The organism is Maribacter aquimarinus (assembly GCF_047345505.1).
GTDB lineage: Bacteria > Bacteroidota > Bacteroidia > Flavobacteriales > Flavobacteriaceae > Maribacter.
Window position 1 is genome coordinate 169,767 of sequence record NZ_JBLFEO010000005.1, and the last position, 17,217, is coordinate 186,983.

Annotated in this window: 14 protein-coding genes; 5 read left to right on the plus strand and 9 right to left on the minus strand. The window is 52.0% G+C overall.

The window, feature by feature from the left end; all coding sequences use genetic code 11:
- Positions 1 to 16 precede the first annotated feature (16 nt).
- On the minus strand, positions 17 to 754 hold the full coding sequence (locus tag ACKWCC_RS05555) for a TerB family tellurite resistance protein (protein ID WP_413994922.1): 738 nt from the start codon (positions 752 to 754) through the stop codon (positions 17 to 19).
- A 135-nt stretch (positions 755 to 889) separates the two neighbouring features.
- On the opposite strand from ACKWCC_RS05555, the gene ACKWCC_RS05560 reads away from it, so the two are divergent.
- The 4 genes from ACKWCC_RS05560 (at position 890) to ACKWCC_RS05575 (ending at position 3,806) form a co-directional block, all read left to right on the plus strand.
- Positions 890 to 1,300, plus strand: coding sequence for a BrxA/BrxB family bacilliredoxin (locus ACKWCC_RS05560; RefSeq protein ID WP_413994923.1), 411 nt, complete (start codon positions 890 to 892; stop codon positions 1,298 to 1,300).
- Positions 1,301 to 1,369: 69 nt separating this feature from the next.
- Entirely contained in the window at positions 1,370 to 2,107 is a 738-nt protein-coding gene (locus tag ACKWCC_RS05565; RefSeq protein WP_413994924.1) for a lysophospholipid acyltransferase family protein, read from the plus strand.
- A complete protein-coding gene (locus ACKWCC_RS05570; protein WP_413994925.1) occupies positions 2,104 to 2,784 on the plus strand; it encodes an HD domain-containing protein in 681 nt (226 codons plus the stop codon). The genes ACKWCC_RS05565 and ACKWCC_RS05570 overlap by 4 nt, the downstream gene beginning before the upstream one ends.
- A gap of 143 nt (positions 2,785 to 2,927) precedes the next feature.
- Positions 2,928 to 3,806: a hypothetical protein gene (locus ACKWCC_RS05575; RefSeq protein WP_413994926.1), complete on the plus strand. Its 879-nt coding sequence runs from the start codon at positions 2,928 to 2,930 to the stop codon at positions 3,804 to 3,806.
- A gap of 398 nt (positions 3,807 to 4,204) precedes the next feature.
- On the opposite strand, the gene ACKWCC_RS05580 is transcribed toward ACKWCC_RS05575, so the two are convergent.
- A complete protein-coding gene (locus tag ACKWCC_RS05580) occupies positions 4,205 to 4,501 on the minus strand; it encodes a hypothetical protein (RefSeq protein ID WP_413994927.1) in 297 nt (98 codons plus the stop codon).
- A gap of 176 nt (positions 4,502 to 4,677) precedes the next feature.
- Positions 4,678 to 6,114, minus strand: a complete 1,437-nt coding sequence (locus tag ACKWCC_RS05585) for a glycosyltransferase family 2 protein (RefSeq protein WP_413994928.1) — start codon at positions 6,112 to 6,114, stop codon at positions 4,678 to 4,680.
- Positions 6,115 to 6,477: 363 nt separating this feature from the next.
- Here ACKWCC_RS05585 and ACKWCC_RS05590 point away from each other — a divergent pair, with 363 nt between their 5' ends.
- On the plus strand, positions 6,478 to 8,214 hold the full coding sequence (locus tag ACKWCC_RS05590; protein WP_413994929.1) for an amidohydrolase: 1,737 nt from the start codon (positions 6,478 to 6,480) through the stop codon (positions 8,212 to 8,214).
- A gap of 49 nt (positions 8,215 to 8,263) precedes the next feature.
- Here the strand turns inward: ACKWCC_RS05590 and ACKWCC_RS05595 are convergent, their stop codons facing one another.
- From ACKWCC_RS05595 to ACKWCC_RS05620, 6 genes are all read right to left on the minus strand, one after another.
- Entirely contained in the window at positions 8,264 to 8,884 is a 621-nt protein-coding gene (locus ACKWCC_RS05595; protein WP_413994966.1) for a 2OG-Fe(II) oxygenase, read from the minus strand.
- 103 nt (positions 8,885 to 8,987) lie between these two features.
- Positions 8,988 to 10,538: a hypothetical protein gene (locus tag ACKWCC_RS05600; protein ID WP_413994930.1), complete on the minus strand. Its 1,551-nt coding sequence runs from the start codon at positions 10,536 to 10,538 to the stop codon at positions 8,988 to 8,990.
- A gap of 16 nt (positions 10,539 to 10,554) precedes the next feature.
- Positions 10,555 to 11,337 (minus strand): enoyl-CoA hydratase/isomerase family protein, encoded by a 783-nt coding sequence (locus ACKWCC_RS05605; protein ID WP_413994931.1) that lies wholly within the window; start codon positions 11,335 to 11,337, stop codon positions 10,555 to 10,557.
- A complete protein-coding gene (locus ACKWCC_RS05610) occupies positions 11,334 to 12,779 on the minus strand; it encodes a sensor histidine kinase (RefSeq protein ID WP_413994967.1) in 1,446 nt (481 codons plus the stop codon). Before ACKWCC_RS05610 ends, ACKWCC_RS05605 begins: the two co-directional genes overlap by 4 nt.
- 233 nt (positions 12,780 to 13,012) lie before the next feature.
- Complete coding sequence (locus tag ACKWCC_RS05615; RefSeq protein WP_413994932.1) at positions 13,013 to 13,564, minus strand: CopD family protein; 552 nt, start codon at positions 13,562 to 13,564, stop codon at positions 13,013 to 13,015.
- Between the two features lie 245 nt (positions 13,565 to 13,809).
- Positions 13,810 to 16,935, minus strand: a complete 3,126-nt coding sequence (locus ACKWCC_RS05620) for a WD40/YVTN/BNR-like repeat-containing protein (RefSeq protein WP_413994933.1) — start codon at positions 16,933 to 16,935, stop codon at positions 13,810 to 13,812.
- Positions 16,936 to 17,217 lie beyond the last annotated feature (282 nt).

Consider the following 17,217-nt stretch of genomic DNA (forward strand, 5'->3'; position numbering starts at 1 on the left):
CAAAAGGGAAGCATGATCACAGTCCGCGCTCCTGCTGTATGGCCTCATAGGCCTTCTGCACTTCCTTGAACTTCTCCTCGGCCCCTTTTTTTATGGCCTCGTCCTGGGTGTTCACCCGGTCGGGATGGTAGCGTTTGGCCATGGTCCTGTAGGCCTTCTTCACCTCATCGTCCGTGGCGGTCTTTTCTATCTCCAGGATCTTATAGGCATTGTTGGCCGATTTGATGAACATGGCCATGATGCTCTCAAAATCGGACGCGCGCACCCCCAGGTAGCCGGCGATCTCCCGTATCTTCCGTACTTCCAGGTCACTGATGCTGCCGTCTGCCCGGGCTATGCCGAACAAAAAGTGCAGCAGCTGCAAACGTACCTCATAGCGGGTGCGCTGGTTCAGGAAGGCACAGATGCGCTGTGCGGAGATTTCCCGTTTTTTGTTCACCTCGTTAAAGGTCCTGAAGATGGCATTGGCCTTTTCCTTGCCGTAGGTGCCCACAAAATACTGGCGCACATAGTCCATTTCCCGTTGGCTCACCTGCCCGTCTGCCTTGATCACAATGCTGCAGAGGGAAAGCAGGTTCAGCTCAAAATCTGCCGGGGACACGTTGGGGCGGGTAAAATCATCGAAAACCGTGCGGCGGCGGTTCTTTCCCGGACCCATGAAACCATCCAGCATGCTCCCCACAAAGAAACCCAGAACCGCCCCGGCAAAGCCCCTAAGAAAAAAGCCCACCAGGGCGCCCAACCATTTGATCATAATGCACTTTTAAAGGCGCAAAGATAGGCAATGGCACGGGAACACAAAGGTCAATGAAACGTTAAGGCATGCCCCATGAAAACAGTGAATTGGCTATCTTTGAAAAAATTTGTTCAAAACCTAAACAAGACAATTATGTATCCTGCGGAACTAGTGAAACCCATGAGAGAGGACTTGGCATCTGCCGGGTTCGAAGAGTTATATACGGCAGAGGCGGTGGAAAACGCCATTAAAAAGGAAGGCACCACCTTGGTGGTGGTAAATTCGGTATGCGGCTGTGCCGCGGCCAATGCCCGTCCCGCTGCCAAAATGAGCCTAAAGCACGCCAAAAAGCCAGACCACGCGGTCACGGTCTTTGCCGGCGTGGACACCGATGCGGTCAATGCGGCCAGGAACCTTATGGTGCCCTTTCCCCCATCTTCGCCCTCCATGGCCCTTTTTAAGGACGGCGAACTGGTGCACATGATAGAGCGCCACCACATTGAGGGCAGGCCGGCAGAGATGATCGCCGAAAACCTGGTCCAGGCCTACGACGAGTTCTGTTGAGAACGGCCCAGGGCAACGAAATGTTCAAAATAAGCCACTTCTAACGAAGTGGTTTTTTATTTTTGCAGCATGCAAAAGATATGTTCCTATGTGCTCACCCCTATCTTTTTCATCGCCTTTGGCGCCACCTTGCTGTTTTTTCATCCCATCATTTGGTTTTGCCACCGTGTTTTTGGCTATGAGGGCATAAAAAGGGCCATAAGCGTGCTCAATTGGTGCCTTATGCGCACCACCAACCTCTTGGGCACCACGTACCGGTTCACCAATCCGCACCAGATTCCCTTGGACCGGCCCTTGATCATTGTTACCAACCACCAAAGCATGTACGATATTCCGCCCATTATCTGGCACATGCGCAAGCACCACCCCAAGTTTGTGAGCAAGAAGGAACTGGGCAAAGGGATCCCCAGTGTTTCCTATAACCTGCGCCACGGCGGATCGGCCCTCATAGACCGCAAGGACGGAAAACAGGCCCTCTTGGAAATTGGCCGTTTGGGCAGCTATGTGCAGGAGCACAACAGGGCCGCCGTGATATTCCCCGAGGGCACCCGCAGCCGGGACGGACACCCAAAGCCCTTTAAGCCCATGGGGCTCAAAATGCTGTTGAAAAAGGCGCCCAATGCCCTCATTGTGCCCATTAGCATCAACAACTCCTGGAAACTGGTACGTTACGGGAAATTCCCCATGGGGCTGGGCGCCGCCGTGTCCTTTGACGTACACCCCCCCGTGGAGAACAAGGGCGATGTGGATGCGCTCATCCATAACATTGAAACCGCCGTTACCTCCGGCATAACCTCGTTTAAATGAAAGATGCCCAACTTGTGGAGGAGACGATCGCCTTTGTAAAGGAGACCCTTAGCGATGCCGAGGGCGGCCACGATTGGTTTCACATACAACGCGTGTTTAAAAACAGCATGCTGCTTGCGCAGACGGAAAAAGTAGATCTCCTGGTGGTGAGCTTGGGCGCCCTGTTGCATGACATTGCCGATGCCAAGTTCCACAACGGGGATGAAAGCATTGGGCCCAAAATGGCCAAGGCCTTTTTGGAGTCCATGGACGTGCCCAAGAAGACCGTGGAGCACGTAGTGCACATCATTGAACATATTTCCTTTAAAAACTCCCTGGAAAAGGGCAAAAAAGAGAAGTTCAGTTCCTTGGAGCTCCAAGTGGTACAGGATGCAGACCGATTAGATGCCATTGGTGCTATTGGCATTGCCCGGGCCTTTAATTACGGGGGCTTTAAAAACAGGGCCATGCACGACCCCAACATTATGCCCAACCCCAATATGGGCAAGGCAGAATACAAGAAATCCAAGGGGCCCACCATTAACCATTTCTATGAAAAGCTACTGTTGCTAAAGGACCAAATGAACACCGCCACCGGCAAACAATTGGCAGAGCAGCGCCACCAGTACATGCTCGATTTTCTGGAACAGTTCTACGCGGAATGGAATCCGTTGGGCATCAAGGGAAACGAGGGTTGATGCCTTGGAAATGGCGAGGCCCCAAAACAGGAAAATGACTTGGGAAGCCCCTTGGGCGCTTATGAAGAGTTGAACAAAAAAAGTAGTGTGGCCATTTTTCACTACCTTTCCCAATGGCCCTTTTTATAAAGACGTTTCGGCAATTGGATTCCATATTCCTATCCAAGGGTTCCAAAAAAACACTGGAACGTATTATTCTAACTTTTGCCATTGCCAGTTTCCTGGTGCATTTGGGGTGTATTTACTTCGCGGGGCATGTTTCATTTTTGAACCCCGAAAGCCCCTTGCTGGGAAACCCCATTGCCGCTGTCTATACCCCATTTTCATTCATTCTGGTATATGAGGTGTACCTTTTGGTGTACTATCTGCCCCGTTCCATAACCACATACATTGGCAAACAGTACGAGATCATCAGTTTGATCATCATTAGGCGCTTGTTCAAGGATCTGGCCAACTTAGAGCTTTCCCCAGATTGGTTCAACATCAAAGACGACCTCCAGTTCACCTATGACATACTGGCATCGGTTATGCTTTTCTATCTTCTGTACTGGTTTTATCGTTTAAACAAGAGCCGCAAGATACCTGAGAAAAAAAGGGCTTTGACCACTGCGGTGAGCAAATTTGTTCAACTGAAAAAAGCAATTGCCATTGTCTTGGTGCCCCTGTTGTTTTGTCTGGCCATATATACTTTTGGCAAATGGGGCTATTTGGAGATCATGGACAATGATGGCAGCCTAAAGGAACTGAAAAACATAAACAATATCTTTTTCGATGAATTTTTTACCATCCTCATCATAGTGGATGTCTTGCTACTGTTGGTTTCCTTTTTCTACACGGACAAGTATCACAAGGTGATCAGAAATTCTGGTTTTGTCATTTCTACCATATTGATCAGGATCTCTTTTTCTGTGGATGGTTTGATAAACACCGTTCTCATCGTTTCGGCGGTTGTTTTTGGGGTGGTGATCTTGGCCATACACAACCAGTTCGAGAAAGGCTTGGAGCGTTTGCCCGAAACCTAACGGAACCCCAGGGGCCCCACTGTTAATACCATTTCCCAATTGAAAAAAAGCCGATAAATGGTTTCTTTTTACGCCCTACTTCAAAATAAAAATAAGCCGTAGCTCGGCTATGCCTGATTTTTCTTTTTCGCAGGCCAAAAAAATAATTCCATTTCTATGGCTGCATTTCAAACGAGAACTGGTATAAGACGCTGTGGGAGGCCACCCGCCCCTTGGGACCTATTTTCATTCGGCCCCTACCGGACCGCCCGTCTTCCTTGCCTTGAAAAAAGGCCCTAGGCCAACCCTGCCCCAAACAGGGTCAAAGAAGCACTTTGCCCAGGTTCTTTACCGTTGTGTCCATAACCGGGAACAAAAGCGTGCCATTGCCAAAAATAGATTGTAAAATGGCCTGGGCCTCACTTCCCAACGGCCTCCATGATGGCAATGTAAAGATAGGTGGCCCCGATAAAGGCGGTGGCCAGGGCGGCAAAGACACCAAGGAGGTTGCCAATGGGCTTCTTGGCCCTTACGTTGACCGCTATTTTGTACAGCACGATCAACAGCACCACCGCCTGGAAGAGCAGGGCACCGTAGCTTAAACTGGCTTCAACATGGGACAGCCCCATAAAATGCGCCAATATCCCATACCCCACCATGGCAATGGAAAAAAACAACAGAAACAATAACAGTTTGTAAACAAAAGGTGTGCTCACCGCGCCCTCATTTTTGGAATTTCTGGGATAAAGCTACAAAATTGTTCGGTCTGGCCGGGCCAAAACACGGCCATCTTCCATAGCTTCCCAAACCGCGGGCGATATCTTCCATCTCCCGGCACCTGCCGCGATGAGCAACGGGGACAAACGCCCGATCGCCCTGGGCGTGCCGTGCATTACTTCTTCACCGCCAAATCCCTGGTGAGCCATCCCCTTTTATTGGCCGTGGCAATGGCGTAAGGGGTGATCCAAAACAGCCCAAAGGTGAACAAAACGCTGTAGGAATAGGCCCAGAACGCCTCGGACAGACTGTAACGCTTGGCGTAAAAGATCACGGGAAAGGTAGTGAGCACCAAGATGCTCAAAAAGGTGGAGCTCAAGAAAAGTAAGGGGTGGGTAAGCACAAAGAAGAACATGAACAGCATGAACGGATAGCTCATGATGATCTTGGTGGCTTGGCTAAAGAACAACAAGCGCGACCCCAGCTTGGACCCTTCCCTAAAGTTGGTGAACACGTACTTGGACATTTCTATGTTCTCCCTGACATTGCTCCTGCCCCAGCGTATGAACATTTTGTAAAGGCCCTTGTAGTGCTCTGGCACGTTGGTGTAGGCATAGGCATTTCTTTGGAACAGCACGTGGTAGCCCTGCTTCAAGATCATGTTGGTCATGGCCCGGTCTTCCCCTATGTCCGAGGGTTGGCCCATGAACGTTTGGTTGATCCATTGCGGCAAACAGGCAAATACGGCCTCGCTACGGTAGGCGGCCAGGGCGCCCGGTGTGCATAGCACGGAATTGAGACTGCTCTCCGCAGAGCGCACAAACTCAAAACTGAGCACAAAACTTACGTCCAACATCTTGGGCAACAAGGCCCTTTCATTGTTCAGTACGCGGATGTTTCCGGCCACGGCCCCACATTTTTCGTTGGTCACGAACGGACTCACCAAATTGCGGAGGGTGTTTTTCTTTACAATGGAATCACTGTCCACCGTGACAAAGACCTCCCCTGTGCCCTCATTGAAACCGCGATACAGGGCATGGCGCTTGCCCATGTTCTTGGGCTGCTGGCAGATGGACACGCGCTCTCCCAGCTGTCGCTTGGCCTCTTGCATCCATTTCCAGGTATCGTCCTTACTGCCGTCGTCAATGGAGAGCAATTGCAGTTTTTCCTGCGGATAATCACTTTCGGCCAAGCTCATCAGCGTGGCCCAAACCTGCTTTCCTTCGTTGTAGGCGGGCACAATGACGGTAACCGTGGGCAGTTTTTCATCAGATACGGAGGCAATGGGCCTGTACATGAAATAGCGCACCAGGGTATAAAGAAAAAAGAGCGCCTTATAGGCAAAGAGTGCCGTGGCAATGGTCAAGAAAACATAGCCAAAGGTACTGGCCTTGCGATCTAGGCGAAACTGGCTAAAATCGTTCTGGAGGATAAAGACCATGTAAGCGGCGCCGATCATGAGCACAAAGGTACTGCCCAGTACAAAGACGCCCCAGGCATTGGCGGTCTCAAAAAAGTTCCGTACCCTGGAAAAAAAACCAGGGGTCTGGGGGGTGCCCTCTGTTTTGTTCGATGTTTGAAGTTCTTTGGAAAGGTCGTTTTTCATGTTCATGGCCAAAGCCCGTATTTAGTGTTCCCAACTAATACGATGCAACCGACCTTTTGGACGTGCCTTTATAAAAATTTTAAGCCAATGTTGAAAAAAGGCCCTAAACTGTTCATATCTCCCGGCGCTAGTTTATCTTACGCCGCCATTTTTGGGTCGCACCAATTAAAAATTCCGTTCTTTTAAAATTAGCGGCATGCACCCTCATTTTAGATCTGTGTTCCTTCCCTTTTGCCGGGGAAAGGAACCAAAATGCAGACTTGCGGACATCCATGTCCCCAAGTACAGAATGACCCCTAAATTTTTAAGAACGATGCATCATATCTGCTCCAAAAAAAGTATATTCCCTTCAAACAAAAAGCAACCCTCATGACCACCAAAACAATCCTGCCCGGCTCCGTGGCATCCCTTCTGGCCCTGTTCTTTTTAATGGCCTGCCAGCAAACCCAAAAAAAAACACCCGCCACAATGATCATCTACGGCGGACCCATTTATACGGTGGACAGTACCCAGGCCACCGTGGAGGCCGTGGCCACCAAAGGCAATACCATTCTCTTTGCCGGAAGCCTCGCCGAGGCGGAAGCCCATAAGACGGACAGTACCGAAATGTTGGACCTCAAGGGGAAGACGATGACCCCGGGACTGATCGAGGGCCACGGCCATTTTATGGGGCTGGGCTATAACGAGCTCAACCTGGACCTGCTGAACACCACCAGTTACCAAGAAATAGTGGACGCGGTGGAAAAGGCCGTGGAAAAGGCCGCACCGGGAGAATGGATCACCGGCCGTGGTTGGCACCAGAGCAAATGGACGGAAATGCCCGAAGAAACAGTGAACGGCTTTCAGACCCATGACCTGCTCAGCTCCGTATCGCCCAACAATCCGGTGTATTTGAGCCATGCCAGTGGCCATGCCGGCTTTGCCAATGCCAAGGCGATGGAGATTGCCGGCCTGCAACTGGTTCCCAAGGAAGGCATTGCCCCGTTGGAAGTGGAAGGGGGCGAGGTGATGCGCAATGACCTGGGCCTGCCCACCGGCGTGTTCAACGAACGGGCCATGACCCTGATCACCAAGCACATTCCGGAGACCACCCCGGAGAAAGACGCCAAGGCCTTTGAACTGGCCGTGGCCGCCTGCCACCGAAACGGCATCACGGGTTTCCACGATGCGGGCATTGGGAAAGAGACCATTGCCCTGTTTAACAAAATGAAGGAGGAGGGCAAGATGGGCGTGCGCATCTACGCCATGCTCACGGGCTGGGACAAGGAACTGCTGGACAACTGGTACCAAGCGGGGCCCATGATAGACACGGACCATCTGTTCACGATCAGGTCCCTAAAACTTAATTGCGACGGGGCCTTGGGCTCCCGTGGGGCCTGGCTCTTGGAGGAGTACAGCGATCGGCCGGGACATTTTGGCCACGAGACCCTCCCCATGGCATTTGTGAAGGAGACCGCCCTGAACGGGCTGCAGCATGGCTTTCAGGTGTGCGCTCACGCCATTGGGGATCGGGCCAACAAGGAAATCTTGGACCGTTACGAGGCCGCTTTCCAAGAATTGCCAGATTTTACGGGAGATCATCGCTACCGCATAGAACACGCCCAGCACCTGCACCCGGACGATATTCCCAGATTTGCCCAATTGGGCGTGATCCCGGCCATGCAAGCGGTGCACATGTCCAGTGACCGCCCCTGGGCCATAGACCGCCTGGGCGAGAAACGGATCAAGGAGGGCGCCTATATGTGGCAAGCCCTGTTGCAGACGGGCATCCCCATTGTGAACGGCACGGACGTGCCCGTGGAGCCGCTGAACCCCATTGCCAGCTTTTATGCCAGCGTAAGTCGTAAAACCCTGAAAGGGATGCCCGAGGGCGGATATGAACCGGAACAGAAGATGACCCGTGAACAGGCCTTGCGCTCCTATACCCTGGATGCCGCCTATGGCGCGTTTGAGGAAGACATAAAAGGTTCCATTGCCCCGGGAAAACTGGCCGATTTCACCATTTATGACCAAGACCTGATGACGGTGCCGGAAGACCAGATCCTGGACACCCAAATAGCGATGACCATTTTCAACGGCAAAGTTGTTTACAAAAAGGGGGAATGATGCACCATGGCGCCGAGGAGAACACGGCCCCTTGCCCGTGGTGGGTCGCCTAACCCAAGGTAGGCCCCAGGCCCGCCGGCTGATAGAGCAACCAGCCCGTTACACTGTAACGATCGGCGTGGGACTTTAACACGGCGTGGGGCACGGTGGCACTCTTGAAGAGAACACAGCGCTTGGCCAGCGGGGGTATGGCCAACAACCGCTTGTGGGCGTCCATGATCTCCAGGGCCCCACCCTGTTTTGGGGTCCAGTCCTTGTTCAGGTACATGACCATTGAAATCATGCGGTTGTTGCGCCCCGCAAACCGATCGATGTGCCGGGCATAGTGGCTTCCTGGCGGATAGTGGGCCAAATGGAACTCCTCCCCGGAAAGACTTAAGTAACAATGGCGGTTGAGCACCGACTTTGTTTCATCCACAAGGTGCCAGAATCTGGCCAGTTCCGTATCGCGTTGCCGATCCAACCAATAGGTATTGTCCCCGCGAATGCTGCGCTTTACCATATGTTGGCCCTGTTTGCCAATGCCGGCCTGGTCAAAGGCGTCTATCTTGGCCAAGAGAAAGCCCCGAAGCTCCGCATAGAGGGCATCATCCAGAAAATCGTCAATAACCACGTAATCCTGATCGGAGAGGACGTCCATCCAAGATAGCCAGTCCCCAAGGGCATGCATTTGTTTCAAGGTATGCTATAAGTAAGGACAAGGTAGTGAAAAAGGAAGCACAAATTTATTTTATCTGTGCCCGCGCCCTAAGGCCCAAACAGCAGCCCTTTGATCACAGAAGGATCTGCACCAGTTGCTTTTTGCTGCCCCGCTTGGCGTAAAAGGTGAGCCCGCCCCGATCGGCCCTTTTCAAGGGTCTGGAGACCATAAGGGGCAAGCGGGCCTCTCCGGAGTCAATGAGCTTTTTGTAGGTCATGGCACCCTGGGCGTCCAAGGTGATGAGAAACAGGTTCCTGGTTTTGCTGAACCCTTGTTTGAACATGATGCGATCGGGACCCAAGGCTTGTGGCTGTTCCATGGCCGAACTGATAAAGAAATGCGTCTTTCCGCCCTGGGTGTGCGCAGCATAGGAGGTATAGGCATCATCGCCCTGGGTCACCTCGGTCTTGTTGATGTTCCGTGCCCAGAGCATGTTGCCGTCCCCGTCCAGTTTTACGCTCACAATGTCATTGTAATGGTAACGGGTAACCATGACGCGGCCGCCACTGCTGTTGGACTGGATGCTGGTACTGGTGAACTGTTCTTCGGCATTGAAAAGAATGTGTCCGTCATCCGTAAGGTCCAGGCTCTTAAAGACCAGGTTCTTGATGCTGGCATCGTCCTCTCGGCCAAATTTGTCCTGCATGAACTGCTCCGTGAAGGCATTGTATTTCCTGGCCCGTACCTCCAGATTCGTGGGGTCCAAAGCGTAATGCACAATACCGTTGTACCGGTTGTCCTTGCGGTCCGCGTAAAAACCAAGGCACAACAATTGATTACCCTTGATTATGGGTTTAAGCGCTTCTGGGAACTTACCGGCATCAGAAAGGTGGCGCACCTGGGCGCCGTTGGCAGCAACGCGCACCACCTCATATTGAAACCTGCGTTCCGTGGCCTTGAACCTACTTTTCTTGGGGTAGGCCTTTCCCGTAAGGTACACCTGGTCCAGGTCCGTGGAGAAGGCGACATTCTCAAAGGCATAGTTCTTGTCTGCCGCTTTATCGGAAAAATCGTGCTCCAGGCGCTTGTTAAGGTTGGCATCAAAAACATGGATAAAGTACTGGTCCACCTTACGGCGTTTTACGTGGGTGGTAATGGCAAAGGCAGATTTGGCTTCGTTGAAAAGCACGGAAGTGGTGAACCCATTGGAAAAATCCCGATTCCCGAACTTACGGTCCAAGGGCTCCGCCACCCACTCCGAGGGGATGGTGAGCAGCACTTCACTGGTAAAGTTGTGGGCACCAAAAGGACTGCGGTGCACGGTGTAGGTATAGGCCATGGCCGCAAGGTCATATTCCAAGAACAACAGGTACACCTGGCCGTTACGCACAAAAGCCTCCACAAAATTGGCGTTCTTGAGCTTGTAATTGTATTCGGACAGCAATTCCATCTCCTCATTGTAATGCTCAATGAGGTAGCCCTTGGGCTTTAGCACCACGCCTTGGAAATAGGAGCGCACCACCACCGTGCCCCCTTTGTCATCCGGGGCCATGGCCACCATATTGGAGTATTTGTGGCGATCGCTGAAGGTCTCGCCCAAAAGATAGTTTACCCCTTCCTGTTGGGCGTGCCCAACTAGGGCCAATACCCAAAAGGCAAAAAAAACAGCATATGATATACGCATCCCAAGGATCTTTCCGCTAGGAACCGGGGAAATTCGCTTTTCGTTTTTCCAGGAAGGCCGTGGTGCCCTCCACAAAATCGTCTGTGGCAAAGCAGGCCCCAAAAGCATCGATCTCCGTCTCGTAGCCATTAACGGTATGCTTAAAACCCGCATTTATGGCTTTTATTGCATGGGCAATGGCCACAGTGGAGTTCCGTGCCATTTTTTGGGCCAGGTCCAACGCCAAGGGAAGCAGCTGTCCTTGGGGCACCACGTGGTTCACAAGCCCGTAATCCAAAGCGGTGCGCGCATCGATCATGCCGGCGGTCATGATCATTTCCATGGCCCTGCCCTTCCCCACCAATTGGGGCAAGCGTTGGGTACCGCCGTAGCCGGGAATGACCCCCAGGGAAACCTCGGGAAGGCCCATTTTGGCGTTGTCACTGGCCAGTCTAAAATGACAGGCCATGGCCAGCTCCAGCCCCCCGCCCAGGGCAAAACCGTTCACCGCGGCAATGACGGGCTTGGCCAGGTTCTCCACAAAATGGAACAATTGTTCTTGCCCCTTGGCGGCCAGTTCGCGCCCCTGTTTTTCGGTGAAATGGGCAAATTCCGCAATATCGGCGCCGGCCACAAAAGCTTTTTCCCCGCTACCGGTAAGGACAATGGCCTTGACCTCCCTGTCTTGTTCCAATTGGGACAGGCACTGGTGCAGTTCTTCTATGGTGGCCCGGTTCAGGGCGTTGAGCTTGCTGGGTCTGGAAATGGTCAGGGTGGCCACATGGCCCTCCTGGCCCAGGCTAATGTTGTTATAGGTCATGAGAAACTGTTTTTAGATGGTTCATTCCTTGTTTTTTGGGCCAAGGGGAAAAGTACGCAGAACACGGTGCCCTTGCCCGGCTGGGAGGTAAACTTGATCTTGCCCTGATAGGTTTCCACGATGTTCTTTACCATTCCCAGGCCCAGGCCCATGCCACTTGTCTTGGTGGTGAACTTGGGCTCAAATATTTTTTCACTGTTCTCTTCCTTGATGCCCACCCCGTTGTCTGCCACGGAAATCTTTACAAACCCGCCCTCTTTGGCCACGGAGACCAAGACCCTGGGCGCGGCCACTTCGGGCACCGCCTGTATGGCGTTCTTGACCAGGTTGGTCACCACGCGGATCAATTGGGTGCGATCCAACTTGGCAATGATCTTGTCCTGTTCTGCAATGAAATGGATGTAGTCCTCATTGAAGATGTCCAGGGCCAGCTTAACAATGGCCACCACGTTCAGGGTCTCGTTTTGCTGGGCCGGCATCTGGGCAAAATTGGAAAAGGCAGAGGCAATGCTGCTCATGGTGTCTATCTGCTGTATCAGGGTTTCGGAAAACTCCTTTACCTTCTGGTGCACATTGGGATCTTTGGGATCGAACTTGCGCTCAAAACTCTGTACACTGAGGCGCATGGGCGTCAAGGGGTTCTTGATCTCATGGGCCACCTGCCGGGCCATTTCCCGCCAGGCCTGCTCGCGCTCACTGCGCGCCAATTTGGCCGCACTCTGTTCCAGCTCGTCTATCATCCCGTTATAGGAATCAATGAGCTTGCCTATTTCCTCCCCGGGATTCTGCAAATAGATCTTTTCGTTGCTCTTGGTAAGATCGGTGCGCTCCATCATCCCAGAGATGGTCTCAAGGGAACGCGTAATGTACTTGGAAATGATATAGGCAAAGACCACCGCCATGATCAACATCAACAGATATACGCCCGCCAAACGCATCATGAATTCCCGCAGTTCCATCTGGTTGAAGGTGTTGTCCTCAAAATAGGGCAACTGCAAGATCCCTATGGGCTTGAACTTGCGGTCCATAATGTAGGTGTAAGAGGTCTGGTAATTGTCTCCGGCGGCGGAGTTGGCCTCCAGATAGCGCTTTTCGGGGCTCATTTCCAAATGGTTCAGCACGGAGGCATCCAAGCACATGGCAACGGCATCGTTCTCCAACTTGGGCCGGGAACTCTTGATCAGGCTCCCGTCCAGGCCATAGATGTTGAAGTTCATGTTCTGCACCATGGCGATCTCGTAGATCTCATCCTTGAAAATGAGCCCCAAGCGGTCCTCCACCACCGGATAAGTGGTCTTTTGTATGGCCAGGCCCACACTTTGCCGGATCTGTTCTTCCTTGCGCTCCATCCGGTCCTGATGGTAATCTATGGACTGCTCCTTGTACTGGTACACCGTAACGCCCGCTATGAGGACCGAGGCAAAGAGCACCAGAAAGATCATGGCGAAAAAAATACGTGTCCTAAGGGAGACCTTTGTGAGCAAGGGTTGGGTTTTTTTGGGTTTGTACAGCAAATATCGCACCAAATAGGGGAATACCAGCACATAGACGGGCAAGACGTAGGACTATGGGACTACAGGACGCAGGATTCAGCGCCTTACCACCCTCCACAGACCATCGGCCTCACAAATCCACAACCAAGCGCCACACGGCATCATGCCCCGGTTACCCCTAGCTAGGCATTGGGATTTTTCTTTCTGATGCGCTTGTACAGCTTTATGCCCAACATGAGCAGTACGCCCAGCACCACAATGCCCAACACCCCAAAAATCCAGTTGAAGGTGCCCTTTAAGATCACCAAGAAGACCACGGCAAAAAGGATCAGGGTGGCCCCCTCGTTCCAAATGCGCATGTAATTGGAGGTAAAACGGATATCGTCTTGCTGAAATTTTTTGAATATCCAGTGGTTTCTTAGGTGATAGGCGATCAAAAGCACCACAAAGAGCAATTTAATGTGCATCCAGGGCTGTTGCAGCCAAAAGGGCTGAAGGACCAGGAGCCAAATGGCAAAAACCGTGGCCAACACCGCCGAGGGCCAGGTGATAATGTACCAGAGCCGTTTGGTCATCAATTTCAATTGATCGCTTAAAATCTCCCTGTCCGGCGATGGTTTTTGCCAAGCTTCTATGTGATAGATAAACAACCTGGGAATGTAGAAAAGCCCGGCAAACCAGGTGATGACAAAGATGAGGTGCAGGGCCTTGATGTAGTTGTAGTATTCCGTCATTCCAGTGTGCTTAAACCATTGGGGTTCACATTCAAGTTAAAACCCTGGTGCCGGGCCTGCCTACCGTAGGAAGGCACAGGTTAAAACTCCGACTCAAATTTAGTGACTTTTAAAGTACCCAAAACCATAATGTGGAAAGGAGAGGCAAGAGACAAGAGACAGGATCAATGGATTCAAGGGATTGCTTGGGCCAAAAAAGGCCTCGCGACAAGGGTTGTGGGCCAATCCTTGGACACAAGACCCGATCAAAACCGGATGGCCCCAATGCCGGCCTCCCAAAGCATTTTGTTAAAATTGGGGATGTCTGTTTTCATCAGGGCCTCACCGGTTGCCTTCAGTCCTATCCATTGTTCATCCAGCTCGGCCTTTCTTGCCGATGACGAAGCGTTTACACGCGGTATGCCGCTGTTGGTCTGGTTGATCAAAAACAGGTATTCCGCCGTAAATTTATTGGGAAAATTCTCCACGTCGTCATAAGCTTGCGATTTACGCTGTACCATATCACTGTCCCACGATTTCATTTTGGCCAAAAGGGCTTCCCCGTTCGCTTTCAAGTCCCCCTCCGGTAGGTCCTTGATGATACCGGACAACTGCCCTTGTGCTTTGTACAGGGTGTTCACCATCTGATGCATCTTTGTCACCTTTTCTTCCATTTCGGACATCAGTGCATCAAAAGCTTCGTACTGTCCGGGCTTGGTTTCATACAGAGGAATTTCTTTGATCTCTCCCGTAGTGCCCACGGTTTCACCGTTCACCTTTAGGTTCAGACGATACGTGCCGGGCGGGGCCTTGTGCCCCCTGAAATCGGCCTCAATGTAAACGCCGGGCACCCCGGGAACAATGGGATGCCGCATGTCCCAGACAAAACGGTTAAGCCCCTCGTTCTTTGTCAGCGTAGGGGTTGGCGGGGCGCCACCGCCATGGTGCGGTACGTAAGCGGTATCTTTTTCGGAGCTGATGCTGCGGATCAACTTTCCGTCCTTATTACGGATTTCCAAGTGAATGCCATCCCCTTCCGCCAGTTTGGGAAGTTGGTAGTAGAGCACCATGCCATTGGCAGGGTTTACGCCCTCAAAAGGATGTGTGCCGTTAAACTTGTCCGTTTTCCCGCTCAAGGGACTGCCCCAGGAACCGTTGTAAGCCGTCTCTGGCTCAAAAAGCCTCAAGCCCTTTTCCGAAGGTTCGTATTGGGCAATGGCGGCCAAATCGTCCAAAATCCAAAAAGAACGGCCGGAGGTGGCCACGATAAGATCGCCTTGGTGCACTTTTAAATCCAACACCGGTGTTTTGGGGAGGTTCAACTGAAATGCCTCCCATGTTTTTCCATCATTGTAGGAGATGTACATGCCCTTCTCCGTACCCGCGTACAACAGGCCTTTTCGTTCCGGATCTTCGCGCACTACGCGAGTAAAGGCACCGTAGGGAATTTCGCCACTGATGTTGGTCCAGGTTTTTCCGTAATTGGTGGTCTTGAACAAGGCCGGGGTATAGTCGTTTAACTTGTACCTTGTGGTGGCGATGTAGGCCGTTGCCGGATCATGGGGCGATACTTCTATGGCATTGACCAAGGTTTCCCCAAAGCCTTTTGGGGTAACGTTTTCCCAGGTAGCACCGTCGTTTTTTGTGAGGTGCACCAGTCCGTCGTCACTGCCCGTCCAGAACACCCCTTTTTCGTGCGGCGATTCCACCATATAGGCAATGGTGCCGTAGTTTTCCGCTCCTACCGCTTCATTGGTGTAGGGGCCGCCACCGTTACCTTGCTTTTCATCGATATCCCTAGTGAGATCAGGGGAAATTTCCTCCCAGGTAAGGCCCATATCGGTAGTTTTTAAAACCAATTGGGCAGCGTGGTAGTAGGTTTGGGGCTCGTGCACGGAACGGATGATCGGGGCGTTCCAATTGTACAGGTATTTCATGTTCCTTGCTTCCCTGCCCAAATACTGTATGGGGGCGGCCATGATCTTTGTGGAGGCCTTTGCCTCCATATCCAAGACCTCTATGGTGCCCAAATAACTTCCGCCCATGACATACCTGGGATTGTCCGGATCAAAGGCCAGAAAAGCGCTTTCCCCGCCGGCGGCATCGGTCCAGTCGCGCTCGGTGATGCCCCCACTGCCCAAAGACAGGCTGGCAATGCGAACGGAAGAATTGTCTTGCTGCCCACCGTATATATTGTAGGGAAACAGGTTGTCCACACTGATTCTATAGAACTGGGCCGTGGGCATGTTGCTTTGTCTGGACCACGATTTTCCAAAATTGAAGGACACCGCGGCGCCACCATCATTGGCAATGACCATATTGTTGGAATTATCCGGGTTGATCCACAGGTCATGGTAATCGCCATGGGTGCCGTAGAGGGTTTCCCAGGTCTTGCCGCCATCCGTTGACCGAAGCGCGGGAGCACTGAGCACGTACACGGTATCTTCATCATTGGGATCGGCAAAGACCTCTATATAGTACCAAGCGCGCTGCACCAAACGGTTGTCTCCACTGATCATGCTCCACGATTCCCCGGCATCGTTGGAGACGAACAGACCCCCTTTATCGGCATTGGAATCGCTTTCCACCAGGGCATAGACCTTGTTGGAATTGGCCGCACTTACCGCTATGGCCATTTTGCCCTTTTCCTCCGGAAGGCCCTTGTGTATCTTTTTCCAGGTTTCCCCGGCGTCCGTGGATTTGTAGAGGCCACTGCCCTCACCGCCGCTGACCACCATATTGGGTTTGCGTTGGTGCTCCCACATGGCCGCGTACATGATCTCCGGATAATTGGCATCCATGGACAGTTCCGAAGCGCCGGTAAGCTGGTTCACGAACAGTGTGTTTTTCCAAGTTTTGCCCCCATCCACCGATTTATAGATGCCACGCTCGGGATTACCGCCAAACAAAGCACCTTGTGCGGCCACATACACAATTTCCGGATTTGTGGGATGAATGATGATGCGGGAGATGTGTTGGGTCTTTTCCAGTCCCAAGTGGGTCCAGGTCTTCCCTGCATCGGTAGATTTGTAAACGCCGTCCCCGTAGGAGGTCATGACGCCCCGTGGCGCATGCTCGCCCATGCCCACAAAAACAATATTGGGATTTGATCGGGATACGGCCACGGCCCCTACGGAGCCGAGCTCAAAATAGCCATCGGAAATATTGTCCCATTGCTCCCCGGCATTTTCCGTTTTCCAGAGTCCGCCACCCGTGGTGCCCATATAATAGGTCATTGGGTCTCCCACCACCCCCGAGGCACAAACGGAACGCCCACCACGAAACGGCCCAATGTTCCTGTACTTGACCGCACTAAAATAATCGTTCACCGTTTGCGCGAAAGTAACGACAGTGGCAAAGACGAACAGTAGGGTGAAGATTGGTTTTTTCATTTTTTTGGGTTGGATTTAGTTGCTGATCTTTTTATAACGCGCTTACAAGTGATGCGTCAACTTTTGTCTATTTTGTTGTGAATCACTGTTTACAATGCGTTTAAAGCCTTCTTCAATTTTTGGGTTTGCTTGCACTATCCATTCAGCGATATGGACGTGACACAAAACTCAATTCGGTACAAAGTACTTGCAATACCTAACTTAAAGCTCAAAATAGCACCTTTATCAAACCATTAAGGTCATTTCACCATTACCCCTCCGCCCTGCGGGCACCTCCCTTGA